We start from the raw sequence: 15,459 nt of genomic DNA, 5'->3' as shown, positions 1-15,459 counted from the left end.
CTCGTTCCGGGGGTCGGTGCCCGGACCGGCCGCGGGGGCGGGCACTAGTCCGCCTCCCGGCAGTCCACCCCGGGCTCCTGCGTCCGGGTGGACGACGACGTCGTGCTGGTGGTGGGCGCGCTGCTGGTCGGCGTGCTGCTCACCGTGCGGCACTCGGGCAGCCGCAGCTCGAGCAGGTTGGACAGGATGCGGTCGGCGTCGTCCCGGTCGTCGGCCTCGATGCCGGACTCGACCCGGCTGCGCGCGGCCTGGGTGAGGTCGGTGAGCGCGAGGTCGGTGGGGGTGTCGAGCCGGTAGAGGTCGATGCCGACCAGCGAGGCGTTGATGCCGCGGTAGACCCCGACGTCCCCGCCGTCGACGGAGCGGACGAACCAGTGGTTGCCCACGAAGGCGTAGAAGCCGACGGCGGCGGCGCCGAGCACCACCACGACGCCCAGGGCGAGCAGCGCGGTGCGCAGCGGCCGGCGGCGCCTGGGCGGCGGGGCGCTGGTGGCCACCGACGCGGTGGGGGTGGCCGGCCGGGGGTCGGCGAGCGCGGCGCGCCCGGCGGCCGACCGGGGGTCGACCTCGCGCTGCCCGCGGTTGTCCCCGGCCGCGCCGTCGACCACCGGGTCGATGGAGGCGCTGCCGTCGTCGTCGACGACGTCGGCCACGATGCAGGTGATGTTGTCCGGGCCGCCGCTGCGCAGGGCCAGCTCGACCAGCCGGTCGGCGGTGGCCTGCGGGTCGGGGTCCCGCAGCGCCTCGGCCATGGTCTCGTGGCTGACCACGCCGGACAGGCCGTCGGAGCACAGCAGGTAGCGGTCGCCGGCGCGGGCCTCGCGCATGGACAGGTCGGGCTCGACGTCCTGGCCGTTGAGGGCGCGCAGCAGCAGCGAGCGCTGCGGGTGGCTGTTGGCCTCGTCCTCGGTGATCCGGCCGTCGTCGATGAGGGTCTGCACGAACGTGTCGTCGTGGGTGATCTGGTTGAGCTGGCCGTCGCGCACCAGGTAGGCGCGGGAGTCGCCGACGTGGCACAGCGCCAGCCGGCCGCCGGCGAACAGCACCGCGGTGAGCGTGGTGCCCATGCCCTCGAGCTCGGGGGACTCGCGGATGACCTCGCGCAGGTGCTCGCTGCCGTCGAAGACCGCGTTGCGCAGCGAGGAGAGCATGTCGCCCGAGGGCGCGTCGTCGTCCAGGTGCTCGAGGGCGGCGATGACCACCTTGCTGGCGACGTCGCCGGCCGCGTGGCCGCCCATGCCGTCGGCGACGGCCAGCAGTCGCGGCCCCGCGTAGACCGAGTCCTGGTTGCTGCCGCGGATGAGGCCGCGGTCCGATCGCGCCGCGTAGCGCAGCACCAGGGTCATGAGCGCAGCTCCAGCACTGTCTGTCCGATCCGGATCGGCTGGCCGGGGGCGACCAGGAGCGGGCCCTGCACGCGCTGCTGGTCCAGGTAGGTGCCGTTGGTGGAGCCGAGGTCCTCGACGTACCACTGCCCGCCGCGGTTGGTCAGCCGGGCGTGGCGGGAGCTGGCGAAGTCGTCGGTGAGCACGAGCGTGGAGTCGTCGGCCCGGCCGATGAGGATGGCCTGCTCACCCAGGGTGATCTTGGTGCCGGACAGCGGGCCGGCGGTGACCAGCAGGTTCTTGGGGCCGCGGCCACCGCGCTTCTTGCCGGCCTGGGCGCGCGGGGGGACCGAGGAGACCCGGCCGGTGCGCCCGCCCAGCAGGTCGGCGCGGACCACCCGGAACGCGGCGAACACGAACAGCCAGAGCAGCAGCAGGAACCCGAAGCGGAAGACCTGCAGCACGATCTCGGCGGTCATGCGCCGTCCTGCCGGTAGACCAGCACGGAGTGCCCGATCCGGATGACGTCGCCGTCGGACAGCGGCTGGCGGCCCACGCGGCGGCCGTTGACCAGCGTGCCGTTGGTCGAGCCGAGGTCCTGCACGCTGGCCACCGGCCCCTCGAGGACGACGTCGACGTGCTTGCGGCTGACCCCGGTGTCGGGGAGGCGGATGTCGGCCTCGGTGCCGCGGCCGATGACGTTGCTGCCCGCGCCGAGGACGTGCCGGGTGCCCGGGCCGTCGACGACGAGCACGTGGGTGACGCCGGGGCGCTGGCCGGAGCGGCCGACGACCGACGGGCCGGCCGGCTCCTGGCCGCGCAGCGAGGGCAGCGGCGGGAGCGGGGGCAGCCCGGGGCGGGCGGGCGGCGGGGGCGGCGGCGGGCCGTCGTGCCCGGGCACCGGACCGCCCCAGTCGTCGGCCAGGTCGGTCGCGAAGCGCTGGGGACGCTGGCCGGCGCGCGGGTCGGCGACGTGCGAGGCGACCTCGAACACGCCGGTGTGCAGCTCGTCGTCGCGCTCGAGCCGCACCTGCACGTCGCCGAAGGTCTGGAAGCCCTCGTCGTCGACGTGCTCGGCGACCATGTCGGCGAGCTCCGCGGCCAGCTGCTCGGACCACTCGCTGAGGTTGTCGTAGTCGGTGGGGCCCAGCCGCACCTCGTAGACGTTGGGGACCAGCACGCGGCCCTCGCCCATCACCTTGCGCTGCTCGGTGGCCTCGCGCTGCAGGGCCTTGGCGATCTCGGCCGGGTGCACCTTGCCCTTGAAGATGCGCGCGAAGGCCAGGCCGACCATGCCCTCGAGGCGACGCTCGAAGCGCTGCAGCACACCCACAGTCGCTCCCTACGCTCGGTTGACCTCCCACTGACTGGCAGCCGATCGTAACCGGGCACCGGGTCGGGGACCGGTCGGCGAGCGCGCGACGCCCCGACGAAAGCTGCTCGCGGGCCCCTGCTAGTGTTCTCCCTCGCCAGGGCAAGTGGCGGAATGGCAGACGCGCACGGTTCAGGTCCGTGTGTCCGAGAGGACGTGGGGGTTCAACTCCCCCCTTGCCCACAGCGCAGACGAGAGGCCCCACCCGATCCGGGTGGGGCCTCTCGTCGTCTGCGGCGCGCCGGTCAGCGTCGGGCCGGTGCCACGCGGGTGGTCAGTGTGCGGGCCAGCAGCACCGCGCCCCAGGGGCCGACCACCCAGACCGGCCAGGGGTAGGAGAAGCCGCCGGCCAGGGACGACGTCAGGTAGACCGCCCACACGACGAGGGCGACGGTCAGGTACCCGCGCCACGCCTGGCGGAGGTCGCCCCCGCCGCAGCTGCCGTAGGTCGCGCGCCGCTCGACCGGGCGCGGCGCGGGCGGCTGCCCGGGCAGGTCGGCGGTGAGCGGGGCGAGGTCGGCGTGGGTGCGCGCGGCGTAGGCGGCGGCCAGGCGCTCGTCGTACTCGACGACGGTGAGGCGACCCTCGTGGAGGGCCCGGCCGAGGACCTCGGCGACGGCGGTGCGGTCGGTGTCGGCGGCGCGGATCTCGGTGGCGGGCATGCACCGAGTCTTCCCAGCTCAGCCCCGCGCCACCACTGACACCTGTCACCGATGTGCTGGTCGGCCCGTCACGGGTAGGGCGCTCCCATGACCTCCCGCGACACCGCCGCCGCCGTCCTGGACCAGCACGGCACTACCTACGCGGCCGAGGCCGGCATCCGGCTGGCCGACACCCCCGCCCCGCTGTGGCAGCTGCTGGTGCTGGCCGAGCTGCTCTCCGCCCGCATCGACGCCGGCATCGCGGTCGCGGCCACGACCGAGCTGCTCGACGCCGGCCTGACCACCCCCGACCACATGCTCGAGGCCAGCTGGCAGGACCGGGTCGACGCCCTGGGCCGCGGGCACTACCGCCGCTACGACGAGCGCACCTCCCGCCAGCTCGGCGACCTCGCCGCCCAGGTGCGCGACCGCTGGCACGGCGACCTGCGCCGGCTGGCCGCCGAGGCCGACGGCGACGCCGACCGCGCCGCCGCGCTGCTGCAGGAGTTCCCCGGGTTCGGCCCCACCGGCGCCCACGTGTTCCTCCGCGAGGCGCAGGCGGTGTGGCCCTGGCTGCGGCCGCACCTCGACGACCGCGCGCTGCGCGGCGCCGAGCGGGTCGGCCTGCCCACCGACCCGGCCGCGCTGGCCCGCCTGGTCGACGGCGAGGACCTGGCCCGCCTCGCCGCCGGCCTGGTCCGGGTGTCCCTGCTGGGCAAGGGGGAGGAACCGCTCGCCGGCTGACCCCTCGCCGGGTGCACCGAGCCGTGGTGAGGTGACCCCGTGCCGATCGACCCGCACTTCCCGCCGTTCCTGCAGCGCCTCGTCGACCTCGGGGCCACCCCGCTGGTCCGCGGCGACGCCGCCGTCGACCGGGAGCGCTACCGCGCGCTGTCGCTGGCCCGCCGCGGCGAGGGCTACCGGCCCGAGCCGGTCGCCGACGTCGAGGACCGCACCGTCGCGGGCCCGGCCGGCGACCTGGCGGTGCGGGTCTACCGGTCCGGTCTCGGCCGGGTGGGCGGGCAGGCGCGGCCGGTGGTGGTGTGGCTGCACGGCGGCGGCTGGGCGGTCGGCGACCTGGACACCCACGACCCGGTGTGCCGCGCGGTGGCCAACCGGCTGGGCGCGATCGTCGTCGCCGTCGACTACCGGCTGGCGCCCGAGCACCCGCACCCCGCCCCGCTGGACGACAGCGTGGCCGCCGTGCGCTGGGCCGCGGAGCGCTGGCCGGCCGCCCCGCTGGTCGTCGCCGGGGACAGCGCCGGCGCGGGGCTCGCCGTCGGCGTCGCGCTGCGCTGCCGGGACGAGGGCGGCCCGGTGCTGGCCGCGCAGCTGCTGGCCTACCCCGGCCTGGACCCCACGATGGCCATGCCGTCGGTGGAGGAGAACGCCACCGGCCTGTTCCTCGAGAAGTCCGACATGCGGCAGTTCTGGGACTGGTACCTGCCCGACGGCGGCGACCGCTGGACCGCCCCGCTGGGCACCGACCTGACCGGGCTGCCGCCGGCGGTGGTCGCGACCGCCGAGTTCGACCCGCTGCGCGACGAGGGCGACACCTACGCCGTCGAGCTCGCCGCCGCCGGGGTGCACGTCGTCCACCTGCCCGGGCCGGGCCTGGTGCACGGCTACTTCGGGCTGACCGAGATCGCGCCGGCCGCCGCCGTCCGCCGGGCCGAGGTGCTCGACGTGCTGGCCGACCTGCTCGGCATGCCCGGCGTCGTCCCCGAGGACGCCGCCTGGCCGACCACCGAGCCGCTGGGCGCCTGGCTGGAGCGCGGCACCGCCCGGGTCGCGGTCGACCTGCGCGGCGGCGGGCTGCGCCGCCTCGCGGTCGGGGACTGGGACGTGCTCGACGGCTACCCCACCGGCGAGGTGCCGAAGGGACGGCGGGGTGGGCTGCTGCTGCCCTGGCCGAACCGGCTGCGCGGGGGCCGGTGGTCCTGGCGCGGCGCGGACCTGCAGCTGGACACCGCCGCCGGGGGCGCGGCCATGCACGGCCTGCTGTCCTGGCAGCCCTTCGGCGTGCTGGCCCGCACGCAGGACACCGTCACCGTCGGCACCGTGCTCGAGCCCCGGCCGGGCTACCCGTTCCGGCTGGCCGTCGCGGTGGACTACCGGCTGGACCCGGACCGGCTGACCGTCACCGTGCGGGTGCGCAACGCCGGCACCCACGACGCCCCCTTCGGCGTCGGCATGCACCCCTACCTGCACGTCGGGTCCGAGGACGACGGCGCGGTCGGCGCCGCGACGCTGCAGGTGCCCGCCCGCACCCGCCTGGACCTGGACGGCGGCCTGCCCACCGGCGGGCGGCACGCCTTCGACGGGGCGGTCGGCACCATCGGCGACCGCGCGCTGGACGACGCCCTCACCGACCTGGTGCGCGACGACGACGGCTGGGCGCGGGTACGGCTCGCCGGCCCGGCGGGGGAGCTGGAGCTGGCCGTGGACGGGCAGTGGCCGTGGCTGCAGGTCTACACCGGCGACACCCTGCCCGAGGGCCAGCGGCGGCGGAGCCTGGCCGTGGAGCCGATGACCTGCCCGCCGAACGCGCTGGCCGACGGTGCCGACCTGGTCGTGCTGGCGCCCGAGGAGACCTGGTCGGGCAGCTGGACGCTGAGCTGGCGGCCCGCCTAGAGGTCGCCGCGCCTGGCCAGCTGGCGCAACCGCTCGAACACCCGGGCCCGCACCTGGTCCTGGGCGCGCTCGGGCCAGTCGGTGAACACCAGCGAGGCCTCGAGCCGGCCGTCGGTGACCGGGAAGCCCCGCCGCACCTCCGCCGGGCCGGAGACCACCCGGTCGTCGCCCAGGTGCAGGGTCACCGTCAGCGCGTCCAGCACCGCGGGCCAGCCCTCGGTGACGGTCCAGCGGCCGCGCACGCCGGTCTCGGACAGGTCCAGCGTGGTGCCCTCGACGCTGCGGGCGCCGTCGGTGAGCACGGCCGGCAGCAGCACCTCGGCGCGCACCGCACCCCGGCGCTGGCCGTCGCGGACACTGCCCAGCGGCTCGAGCCGCCAGGTGGGCTCGCCGTCGGTGACCACCTCCAGCACCCGGGCGGTGCGGGCGCGGGGGCCGCGGCGGGAGGACCAGATCAGCTCGACGTCCTCGCCGACGGGGACGCGGATCCGCCGTCCGGTCCGGTCCTGCGCGACGGTGACCACGAGGACGCCGTCCCCGGGCTGGTCCTCGGGCACGAAGGACACCAGCAGGTCGTCCCGGTCGGGCACGTGCACGTCGAGCACGCTGCGGGGGCCGGGCAGCTCCTCGCCGTCGGTCATCTGGGTCGCTCCTGTCTCGGTGGCGGCGACAGGCTGGCACGCCGCACGGCCTCCGTGCAGCACCCGGCGCGCGACACTGACCGCATGCAGGTCCTCGAGCTGTGGCGCTACCCGGTCAAGTCGGTGCAGGGCGAGCGGTGCGACGCCGTCGACGTCGGCCCGGAGGGGTTCGTCGGCGACCGGGCGTGGGCGCTGTTCGACACCGCCACCGGCTACGGCCTCACCGCCCGCCGGGTGCCCGAGCTGCTCTTCGCCGCCGCCCGCACCACCGGTGGCCGGCCCGACCTGGTGCTGCCCGACGGCACGGTGACCGGCGACGACGCCGTCCTCTCGGACTGGGTGGGCCGGTCGGTGGAGCTGCGCCCGGCCAGCCACCCCGGGCCGCGGACCTACGAGAACCCCGCGGACCTGGAGACCGAGTCGCGGTGGAACCCCTTCTCCGGGGCCGACGGCGCCTTCCACGACAACGCCGGCTCGCGGGTCACGCTGCTGTCGACCGGGTCCACCGGCGACTGGTCGCCGCGGCGGTTCCGGGCCAACGTGCTGCTCGACGGAGCCGGCGAGGACGGGCTGGTCGGCCAGCGGGTGCGGCTGGGCACCGCGGTGCTCGACGTCGTCGCCCCGGTGGCCCGCTGCGTGATGACCACCCGGCCCCAGCCCGGCGGGATCGGCCGGGACACCGCGGTGCTCAAGACCATCCACCGCACGCACGGGGGCACGCTGTCGGTGGGCGCGGTGCCCAGCAGCGGGGGCCGGATCGCGGTCGGCGACGAGCTGCGGGCATGGTGAACCCCGTGCAGACCGTGGAGCTCCGCCCGGGCGAGGACGTCATCCGGCTGGGTCAGCTGCTGAAGCTGGTCGACGCCGTCCCCACCGGCGCGCAGGTCAAGGACGTGCTCGCCGAGGGCACCGTGCAGGTCAACGGCGAGCCCGAGGACCGCCGCGGGCGCCAGCTGCACGCCGGCGACGTGGTGAGCATCGAGGGCCTGGGCGACGTCCGGGTGGACCGGGCGCCCTAGCCCAGCGACGACAGCGCAGCCACCAGCAGCGGCGCGAACGCCGGCTCGGTGGCCAGCACGACCCGGTGCTCCGGCCGGCCCGGGTGCACCCCGCCCACCACGGTGCGGCCCCGCTCCTCGCCGTCCCCGGTCGTGACGACCACGGGCCCGGTCAGCTCGCGGACGACCTGCACCGCGTCGGTGAGCAGCGCGGCGGCCAGCGGGTCGTAGAGGACGGCGAGGCGCTGGCCGAACACGCCGCGGTAGAACTCGCCGTAGACGTCGAGCATCCGGCCGATCGCGCCGACGACGGGGGAGGCGTCGGCGCGCAGCTCGTCCAGGTCGGCGGCCTCCAGACGCTGCCGCCGGGCGGCGTCCACCGGGAGCGCGGTGACCGGCCACGGCGCGGCGAAGACCAGGTCGGCGGCCTCCGGGTCGTTCCAGATGTTGGCCTCGGCGTGCGGGGTGATGTTGCCCGGCTCGGTGAACGCCCCGCCCATGACCACCACGTCGCGCACCAGACCGGGCAGCTCGGGGTCCGCGTCGAGGGCGGCGGCCAGGTTGGTCAACGGGCCGATCGCCAGCACCCGGAGGGCGCCGCGGTGCTCGTGCGCGAGGTCCAGCAGCAGCTGCACCGCCCCGCGGGGGTCCAGCACGCGGTCGGTCGGCGGGAGCTCCACGTCGCCGATGCCGTTGGTGCCGTGCACGTCGGGGGCGCCGCCGGCGTAGGCGCGGGTGCGGAAGTCGCGGGTGCCGGCGGCCACCGGGATCGCGGGGGCGCCGAGGAGGTCCAGCACCTGCAGCGTGTTCCGGGCGGCGCCGGCGGCGTCGAGGTTGCCCGACACGGTGCCGATGCCCACCAGCTCCAGCTCGAGCCGGGTCAGCAGGAACGCGATCGCCAGCACGTCGTCGATGCCGGGGTCGCAGTCGAGGAACACGGGCGTGCGGGCGACCACGACGGGGACTCCTCGGGACGGCGGACGGACCCGGCGGACGGTACCGGCCCCGCCCGCGGCGGCCGCGGCCGGCGGCGACGTCCCTAGCGGGGCTGGCAGGAGGGGCACCACCAGACCTTGCGGTTGCCCATCTCGGCGACCTCGACCGCCGTCCCGCACCGGAGACAGGGCTCGCCCTCCCGGCGGAAGACGTAGAAGGCGTCGTCCCGGCTGACGTGCCCGTCGGTCCCCGGACGGTCCGCGGGGTCGGTGGTGATCTCCTTGCCTCCGCGCTCGACGGCGTCCTTCATCACCCGGCGCATCTCCGACCACATGGTGGAGAACTCGTCCTCGGTGACGTCGACCCCGGGCCGGTGCGGGTCGACGCCGGCCAGGAAGGGCACCTCGGCCCGCCAGATCAGCCCCGCGCCCGCGGTCACCGCCTGGTCCAGCAGCAGACCGCCGATGGGCTTCCTGGACTTCCGCACCTTGGCCCAGGCGACGTCGGGGTCGGCGTCGTCGCGCAGCGGGTCGGGTCCGAGCTTGGCGACGGCCTTGTCCAGGCCCTCCTCGTCGACCAGCGTGCAGGTGATCGCGCCCCGCAGCTCGGCGCTGCGTGCGGCGTCCCCGCGGCCGGAGCGCAGCCGCAGCCGGACGTTGGAGTCGTCGGCCTTGACCACCGGCCGGCCGGAGAGCTGCTGGTGGTCGTGGTCCCACCAGGTCCAGCCGCCGATCAGCCCGAGGTGCACGTGCAGGTACTGCGGGGCGTCGCCGGAGAACCGCAGGAACAGGTTCTTGCCGAAGGCCTCGGTGCTGCGCAGCGTGCGCCCGTCCAGCGCGGCCGCACCGGTGGTGAACCGGCCCTGCGGGCTCTCCGCGTGCACCACGTGGCCGCCCATCGCCTCGTCGAACCGGCGGGCGTCGACGTGGATCATGTGTCCCTCGGGCATGGGCACTGTGTACCTGCACGTTCCACGTGGAACGGTGACGGGGTGGCTCGCGTGCTGAGGGTGTCCGGTCCGCTCGACTTCGCCGCGATCCGCGCGGAGTTCGAGGTCCCCGCGGAGTTCCCGGCCGACGTGCTGGCCGAGGCCGACCGGCTCGCCGCGGACCCCCCGCTGCCCGACCACGACGCCACCGACCTGCCGCTGGTCACCATCGACCCGCCCGGCGCCCGCGACCTCGACCAGGCCGTGCACCTGGCCCGCACGGACGGCGGCTACCGGGTCTCCTACGCCATCGCCGACGTCGGCGCCTTCGTGGCACCGGGCAGCGCGCTGGACGCCGAGGCCCGCCGGCGCGGCCAGACCGTCTACTGCCCCGACGGCCGCACCCCGCTGCACCCGCCGCAGCTGAGCGAGGGCGCGGCCAGCCTGCTGCCCGGCCAGCTGCGCCCGGCCGCGCTGTGGACCATCGACCTGGACGCCGACGGCGAGGTGACCGCGGTCGACCTGCGCCGGGCCCGGGTGCGCAGCCGCGCCCAGCTGGACTACGAGTCGGTCGGCGAGCAGCTGCCCGCCGAGCTGGAGCTGCTGCCCGAGGTCGGCCGGCTGCTGCAGGCCCGCGCCCGCGACCGGGGCGCCATCGAGCTCGGCACGCCGTCCCAGGAGGTCGAGCCCGGCCCGGACGGCGGCTGGACCGTCGTGTTCCGCGGCCAGAGCGCCGTCGAGGGCTGGAACGCGCAGATCTCCCTGCTCACCGGCCGCTGCGCCGCCCGGCTGATGCTCGACGGCGGCGTGGGCATCCTGCGCACCCTGCCGCCCCCGGACCCCGGCGCGGTGGCCGCGCTCCGGCGGCTGGCCCCCGGCCTCGGGGTGGCCTGGCCGGACGGTGCGACCCCGGGCGAGGTCATCGCCACCCTCGACCCGGCCCGCCCGCAGCACGCCGCCTTCCTCGACGCCGCCACGTCGCTGCTGCGCGGCGCCGGCTACACCGCCTTCGACGGCGAGGCGCCGGCCGAGCCCGGGCACGGCGGCGTCGGCGGGCCCTACGCGCACGTCACCGCCCCGCTGCGCCGGCTGGTCGACCGGTTCGGCACCGAGGTCTGCCTGGCGGTGGCCGCGGGGGAGCAGCCGTCCGCGGAGATCCGCGCCGCGCTGCCGGAGCTGCCCGCGCTGATGGCCGCCTCCGACCGGCGCACGCACGCCGTCGAGCGGGCCGTCGTCGACCTGGTCGAGGCCACGCTGCTGGCCGACCGGGTGGGCGAGGTGTTCGATGCGGTCGTGCTCGACGCCGACGACGACCGCGCCACCGTGGTGCTGCGGGACCTGGCCGTGCAGGGCCGCGCCGACGGCCGGTTCGAGGCCGGCGAGGTCGCCCGGGTGCGGGTGGACGTCGCCGACCCGGCCACCCGCACGGTGCGCTTCCAGGACGCCCGGTGAGCCTGCTCGCCCAGCGCCTGCAGGGCTTCGGGACGACGGTCTTCGCCGAGATGAGCGCCCTGGCGGTGGCCACCGGCTCGGTCAACCTCGGTCAGGGCTTCCCCGACACCCCCGGCCCGGCCGAGGTGCTCGACGTCGCCCGGGCCGCCATCGGCACCGAGCTCGACCAGTACCCGCCCGGCCCCGGCCTGCCGGTGCTGCGCGAGGCGGTCGCCGCGCACGTGCAGCGCTTCCGCGGCCTGGCCCACGACCCGGCGACCGAGGTGCTGGTCACCGCCGGCGCCACCGAGGCCCTGGCCGGCGCGCTGCTGGGCCTGCTGGACCCCGGCGACGAGGTCGTGGTGTTCGAGCCGCTCTACGACAGCTACGCCGCCTGCATCTCGATGGCCGGCGGTGTCGTCGTCCCGGTGCCGCTGCGGCCACCACCGCCCGGGGAGCCCGGCCGGTGGACCTTCGACCCCGCCGAGCTGCGCGCCGCGGTGGGGCCCCGCACGAAGCTGGTGCTGCTCAACACGCCGCACAACCCGACCGGGAAGGTGTTCGACCGGGCCGAGCTGGAGCTGGTGGCCGAGGTCGTCCGCGAGCACGACCTGGTGGCGCTGACCGACGAGGTCTACGAGCACCTGGTGTTCACCGGCGCGGAGCACGTGTCGCTGGCGGAGCTGCCCGGCATGCGCGAGCGCACGCTGGTGGTCAGCAGCGGCGGCAAGACCTTCTCGACCACCGGCTGGAAGGTGGGCTGGGTGTGCGGCCCGGCCGAGCTGGTCACCTGCGTGCGGACGGCGAAGCAGTTCCTCACCTACGTCAACGCCGGCCCGTTCCAGCCCGCGATCGCCGCCGGCCTGGGCCTGCCCGACGCGTTCTTCGCCCGGGTCGCCGCGGACCTGGAGCACCAGCGCGACCTGCTCGTCGCCGGGCTGGCCGAGGCCGGGCTGCTGGTGACCATCCCCGAGGCCACCTACTTCGCCACCGTGCGGGTCGACGGCGACGGGCTCGCCTTCTGCCGCGAGCTGCCGCACCGGGTCGGGGTCGTCGCCGTCCCGATGTCGGCGTTCTACCTGCCCCAGCACGCCGAGCTCGGCCGCGACCTGGTCCGGTTCGCGTTCTGCAAGCGGCCCGAGGTGCTCGCCGAGGCCGTCCGGAGGTTGACCGCAGCATGAGGATCGCCGTCGTCCAGCACGACATCGTCTGGGAGGACCGGGCGGCCAACCACGCCCGGCTGGCGGGGCTGGTCGACCGCGCGGTGGGCGCCGGCGGCGAGCTGGTGCTGCTGAGCGAGACGTTCTCCACCGGGTTCTCCATGCGGCACGGCATCGGGGAGCCCGAGGGCGGGTCGTCGGCGCAGTGGCTCACCGAGCAGGCCGCCCGGCACGGCGTCTGGGTGGGCGGCACCAGCGCCGAGGTCGCCGACGACGACCCCCGGCCCTACAACTCGTTCGTGCTGGCCGGGCCCGACGGCACCGTGCACCGCTACCGCAAGCTGCACCCGTTCACCCACACCCGCGAGCACGACTACTTCCGCGGGGGCTCCGCGCCGGTGACCGTGCAGGTCGGTGACCTGCGGGTGAGCCTGTTCGTCTGCTACGACCTGCGCTTCGCCGACGAGTTCTGGGCGCTCGCGCCGGACACCGACGTCTACCTGGTGCCGGCCAACTGGCCCGCCGCCCGCCGGCTGCACTGGCAGACCCTGCTGCAGGCCCGGGCCATCGAGAACCAGGCCTACGTGGTCGGCTGCAACCGGGTGGGTACCGCCGGCGACGGCACCGGGCACGCCGGCGACAGCCGGGTCGTCAGCCCGCTCGGCGAGCTGCTGGCCACCGCCGCCGGCGAGGAGACGGTGCTGGTCGCCGAGGTCGACCCGGCCGAGGTCGCCCGGGTCCGCGACCGCTTCCGCTTCCTGCAGGACAGGCGTCACTCCTCGGGCTGAACGCCGACCAGGCGGACCTCCTCGGCGTCGAGCTGGGCCATCACCCGGCGCAGCACCAGGTCGTCGATGGCGTGCAGGTCGCGCAGCCGCACCACGGCGTCCCGCTTGTCGCCCAGCAGCGCCAGCCGCAGCCGCCGCTCGGACTCCGCCTCGGCCAGCACCGCCTTCTTCGCCGCCCGGTGGTCGGGGTCGGTGACCCGGCCGTCGCTGAGCACCTGGGTCAGGTGCAGCTGCCGCTCCCGCGCCTCGTGCGCCTCCCGCACCCGGGCGACGACGGCCTCGGGGACGCCGAGCTCGGCCGCCCGGACGTCCAGCGCCGCCTGCGCGGCACCCAGGGCCTCCCGCTGGGCCAGCAGCTCCTCCTGCGCCTCGGCCGGGTCGGGCTGCAGCCGGGAGAACCGGATGACCGCGGGCAGGGTCAGCCCCTGCACGACCAGCAGCACCACGATGACGCCGAAGGTCACCAGGAGCACCAGGTCCCGGCCCTCCAGCGGCCCGCCGGCCGCCGTCGTCGTGGGGACGGCGAGGGCCGCCGCCAGCGACACCGCCCCCCGGAAGCCGGCCCACTGCCCGGGCAGCCGACCACGGAACCCGACCCGGCGCAGCCGCTGGGCGGGCCGGCGGTCCAGCGCCCGGATGACGAAGGGCAGCGTGTTGCCCCAGACCAGCCGGGTGCCGGCGACGGTGAGCGCGACCCAGAGCGTGGCCACCACGCCGGTCCAGATCTCCCCGGCGGTGCGCCCCTCGACCACGGCGTGCAGCTCGAGGCCGACCAGCACGAACAGCGACCCGTTGAGCAGGAACGTGGTCAGCGACCAGAACCCGGCGGCCTGCACCCGCGCGGCGGGGGAGACCACCCGGGTGGCGATCTGGGTCAGCGTCAGCCCGCAGGTCACCACCGCGACCACGCCCGAGGCGTGCAGCAGCTCGGCGGGCAGGTAGGCCACGAACGGGGTGAGGACGCCGACCACGTTCTCCAGCCGGACGTCGGTCAGCCGCCGGCGCAGCTCGGTGACCGCGAAGGCCAGCGCCAGACCCACCGCGATGCCCCCGGCGTAGGAGCCGACCAGCCGCCAGGCCACCCCGCCCGGGCCGACGTCCAGCGTGCCCACCGCCACCCCGACCGCGACGCCGAAGACCACCAGCGCGGTGCCGTCGTTGACCAGGCTCTCCGCCCGCAGCAGCGTCCGCGCCCGGCGCGGCAGCAGCCCGGCGACGGTGGCGATGGCGGTGGCGTCGGTGGGCGCCAGCACCGCGCCCAGCACGAACGCCATCGGCCAGGACAGGCCCAGCGCGTGCCCGACCACCGCCACGGTGCCCGCGGTGACCAGCACCAGGCCCACCGACATCAGGCTGATCACCCGCAGGTCGGCCCGGATCTGGCGCAGCGAGATGGTCAGCGACTCCCAGTACAGCAGCGCCGGGAGGAAGAGGAACAGGACGACGTCCGGGGGCATCTCCACCCCGCCGACGCCGGGCAGGAAGCCGACCACCGTGCCCAGCGCGAGCAGCACCAGGGGCGGCGGGAGCCGCACCCACCGGGCGAGCAGCGAGCCGACCAGGACCAGGACACCGACGACCACCACGACCTCGAGCGCGTGCACGCCCTCGATCCTTCTCCTCAGACCGGCGGCAGCACCAGTTCCGCGGCCAGCGCCCGGTGGTCGCTGCCGGGCAGGTCGTGCACCTGGAAGGAGGCCACGCCGATCCGGCGGTCGGCCAGCACGTGGTCCAGGGTGAGCCGGGGCTGCGGACGCCTCTCCGGCGTCCAGGTGTGCACCAGCGCGCGGCCGGTCCGCGCCCCGGCGTCGGCGTAGCCCCGGGCCAGCAGCCGGCGGTAGGTGGCGTGGTCGGGGGTGGCGTTGAAGTCGCCGGCCAGTACCCGCAGCACGCCGCCGCCGGCCGCGGGCAGCTGCGCCATCTCCTGCTCCCAGCGGCGGGTGCGCCGCGCGGTCACCGGCGGGTCGGTGTGCACCGCCATGACCTCCAGGTCCGGCGCGCCGGGCACGGCCAGCCGGACGACGGGCTGCTCGAACCGTCCGGGCGCGGCGGAGCGCTCCAGCACCTCCAGCCGGGTCCACACCGCGCCGCCGGCCGCCGGGGGCGCCCCGGGCCGGTGGCCGCGCACGTGCTCGCTGGGCAGCAGGTCGGGCAGCCCGGCGGCGCGGAACCCCCGGTCGGCGGCGGGGGTCAGCTCCACCAGGCACAGCACGTCGGCGTCGAAGGACGCGACCAGGTCGACCAGGACGGCGGGGTCGGCGCGGCCGTGCAGCAGGTTCGCCGACACCACCCGCACCCGCGGGCCCGGGCCAGGCGGGGGAGCGGCGACGGTGCGGCCCGCGGTGGCACCGGCCAGCACCCCGGCGGCCGCGGCGGCCACGGCGGTGGCGACCGGGGCCCGCCGGGCTGCCGCCAGGGCCAGCGGCAGCACCGACGACGCCGCCGCGTACGGCACGAAGGACAGCGCCGGCACCAGGGGCCAGCCCCGCTCGGTGCCGGTGGCGCGCAGCCCCGCGCACACCGCCCACGGGGTGGTCAGGGCCAGGGGCAGCAGCTCGCGCCGGAGGGTGCTCATCACCGGCCATGATCGACCACGGGGTTGCCG

Annotated in this window: 16 protein-coding genes and 1 tRNA gene; 8 read left to right on the top strand and 9 right to left on the bottom strand. The window is 76.4% G+C overall.

Features of this window, described 5'->3' with window-relative positions; all coding sequences use genetic code 11:
• Window positions 1–44: 44 nt before the first annotated feature.
• From BM158_RS00850 to BM158_RS00840, 3 genes are read right to left on the bottom strand one after another with little or no spacing between them, the layout of a single operon-like run.
• On the bottom strand, window positions 45–1,346 hold the full coding sequence (locus BM158_RS00850; protein ID WP_091553542.1) for a PP2C family protein-serine/threonine phosphatase: 1,302 nt from the start codon (window positions 1,344–1,346) through the stop codon (window positions 45–47).
• Window positions 1,343–1,804 (bottom strand): FHA domain-containing protein FhaB/FipA, encoded by a 462-nt coding sequence (locus BM158_RS00845; RefSeq protein WP_091066823.1) that lies wholly within the window; start codon window positions 1,802–1,804, stop codon window positions 1,343–1,345. The genes BM158_RS00850 and BM158_RS00845 overlap by 4 nt, the downstream gene beginning before the upstream one ends.
• Entirely contained in the window at window positions 1,801–2,658 is an 858-nt protein-coding gene (locus BM158_RS00840) for an FhaA domain-containing protein (RefSeq protein WP_091553537.1), read from the bottom strand. Before BM158_RS00840 ends, BM158_RS00845 begins: the two co-directional genes overlap by 4 nt.
• Window positions 2,659–2,797: 139 nt before the next feature.
• On the opposite strand from BM158_RS00840, the gene BM158_RS00835 reads away from it, so the two are divergent.
• A tRNA-Leu gene (locus BM158_RS00835) sits at window positions 2,798–2,880 on the top strand.
• A gap of 62 nt (window positions 2,881–2,942) precedes the next feature.
• Here the strand turns inward: BM158_RS00835 and BM158_RS00830 are convergent.
• Window positions 2,943–3,359 carry a DUF1707 SHOCT-like domain-containing protein gene (locus tag BM158_RS00830; protein ID WP_091553533.1) on the bottom strand — a complete coding sequence of 139 codons (417 nt, stop codon included), beginning with the start codon at window positions 3,357–3,359 and terminating at the stop codon, window positions 2,943–2,945.
• A gap of 87 nt (window positions 3,360–3,446) precedes the next feature.
• Between BM158_RS00830 and BM158_RS00825 the strand changes: the two genes are divergently transcribed.
• Window positions 3,447–4,082 (top strand): HhH-GDP family DNA glycosylase, encoded by a 636-nt coding sequence (locus BM158_RS00825; protein WP_091553529.1) that lies wholly within the window; start codon window positions 3,447–3,449, stop codon window positions 4,080–4,082.
• Between the two features lie 39 nt (window positions 4,083–4,121).
• On the top strand, window positions 4,122–5,972 hold the full coding sequence (locus BM158_RS21970; RefSeq protein ID WP_109504811.1) for an aldose epimerase family protein: 1,851 nt from the start codon (window positions 4,122–4,124) through the stop codon (window positions 5,970–5,972).
• On the opposite strand, the gene BM158_RS00810 is transcribed toward BM158_RS21970, so the two are convergent.
• Window positions 5,969–6,613, bottom strand: a complete 645-nt coding sequence (locus BM158_RS00810) for a PilZ domain-containing protein (RefSeq protein ID WP_091553525.1) — start codon at window positions 6,611–6,613, stop codon at window positions 5,969–5,971. The genes BM158_RS21970 and BM158_RS00810 overlap by 4 nt on opposite strands.
• Before the next feature lie 84 nt (window positions 6,614–6,697).
• Between BM158_RS00810 and BM158_RS00805 the strand changes: the two genes are divergently transcribed.
• Together BM158_RS00805 and BM158_RS00800 are read left to right on the top strand one after the other, a co-directional pair.
• The gene (locus BM158_RS00805) at window positions 6,698–7,402 is read left to right on the top strand and encodes an MOSC domain-containing protein (protein ID WP_091556080.1); all 705 of its coding nucleotides are present in this window, start codon (window positions 6,698–6,700) and stop codon (window positions 7,400–7,402) included.
• Window positions 7,396–7,632, top strand: coding sequence for an RNA-binding S4 domain-containing protein (locus BM158_RS00800; RefSeq protein WP_091553521.1), 237 nt, complete (start codon window positions 7,396–7,398; stop codon window positions 7,630–7,632). Before BM158_RS00805 ends, BM158_RS00800 begins: the two co-directional genes overlap by 7 nt.
• On the opposite strand, the gene BM158_RS00795 is transcribed toward BM158_RS00800, so the two are convergent.
• Together BM158_RS00795 and BM158_RS00790 are read right to left on the bottom strand one after the other, a co-directional pair.
• A complete protein-coding gene (locus BM158_RS00795) occupies window positions 7,629–8,567 on the bottom strand; it encodes a nucleoside hydrolase (RefSeq protein WP_091553516.1) in 939 nt (312 codons plus the stop codon). The genes BM158_RS00800 and BM158_RS00795 overlap by 4 nt on opposite strands.
• Window positions 8,568–8,650: 83 nt before the next feature.
• Window positions 8,651–9,496 carry an Fpg/Nei family DNA glycosylase gene (locus BM158_RS00790; protein WP_091553512.1) on the bottom strand — a complete coding sequence of 282 codons (846 nt, stop codon included), beginning with the start codon at window positions 9,494–9,496 and terminating at the stop codon, window positions 8,651–8,653.
• A gap of 60 nt (window positions 9,497–9,556) precedes the next feature.
• On the opposite strand from BM158_RS00790, the gene BM158_RS00785 reads away from it, so the two are divergent.
• Genes BM158_RS00785 through BM158_RS00775 form a run of 3 tightly spaced genes read left to right on the top strand, consistent with a single transcriptional unit; the run spans window position 9,557 to window position 12,854 of the window.
• The gene (locus tag BM158_RS00785) at window positions 9,557–10,927 is read left to right on the top strand and encodes an RNB domain-containing ribonuclease (protein WP_229827542.1); all 1,371 of its coding nucleotides are present in this window, start codon (window positions 9,557–9,559) and stop codon (window positions 10,925–10,927) included.
• A complete protein-coding gene (locus tag BM158_RS00780) occupies window positions 10,924–12,087 on the top strand; it encodes a pyridoxal phosphate-dependent aminotransferase (RefSeq protein WP_229827543.1) in 1,164 nt (387 codons plus the stop codon). The genes BM158_RS00785 and BM158_RS00780 overlap by 4 nt, the downstream gene beginning before the upstream one ends.
• Window positions 12,084–12,854, top strand: coding sequence for a nitrilase-related carbon-nitrogen hydrolase (locus BM158_RS00775; RefSeq protein ID WP_091553504.1), 771 nt, complete (start codon window positions 12,084–12,086; stop codon window positions 12,852–12,854). The genes BM158_RS00780 and BM158_RS00775 overlap by 4 nt, the downstream gene beginning before the upstream one ends.
• Here the strand turns inward: BM158_RS00775 and BM158_RS00770 are convergent.
• Both BM158_RS00770 and BM158_RS00765 read right to left on the bottom strand, forming a co-directional pair.
• Window positions 12,839–14,458 (bottom strand): Na+/H+ antiporter, encoded by a 1,620-nt coding sequence (locus tag BM158_RS00770; protein WP_091553501.1) that lies wholly within the window; start codon window positions 14,456–14,458, stop codon window positions 12,839–12,841. The genes BM158_RS00775 and BM158_RS00770 overlap by 16 nt on opposite strands.
• 17 nt (window positions 14,459–14,475) lie before the next feature.
• Window positions 14,476–15,429, bottom strand: coding sequence for an endonuclease/exonuclease/phosphatase family protein (locus tag BM158_RS00765; protein ID WP_091553497.1), 954 nt, complete (start codon window positions 15,427–15,429; stop codon window positions 14,476–14,478).
• Window positions 15,430–15,459: the final 30 nt, after the last annotated feature.

Source organism: Klenkia taihuensis, from assembly GCF_900112525.1.
GTDB lineage: Bacteria > Actinomycetota > Actinomycetes > Mycobacteriales > Geodermatophilaceae > Klenkia > Klenkia taihuensis.
This window is presented reverse-complemented; position numbering and strand designations above follow the sequence as displayed.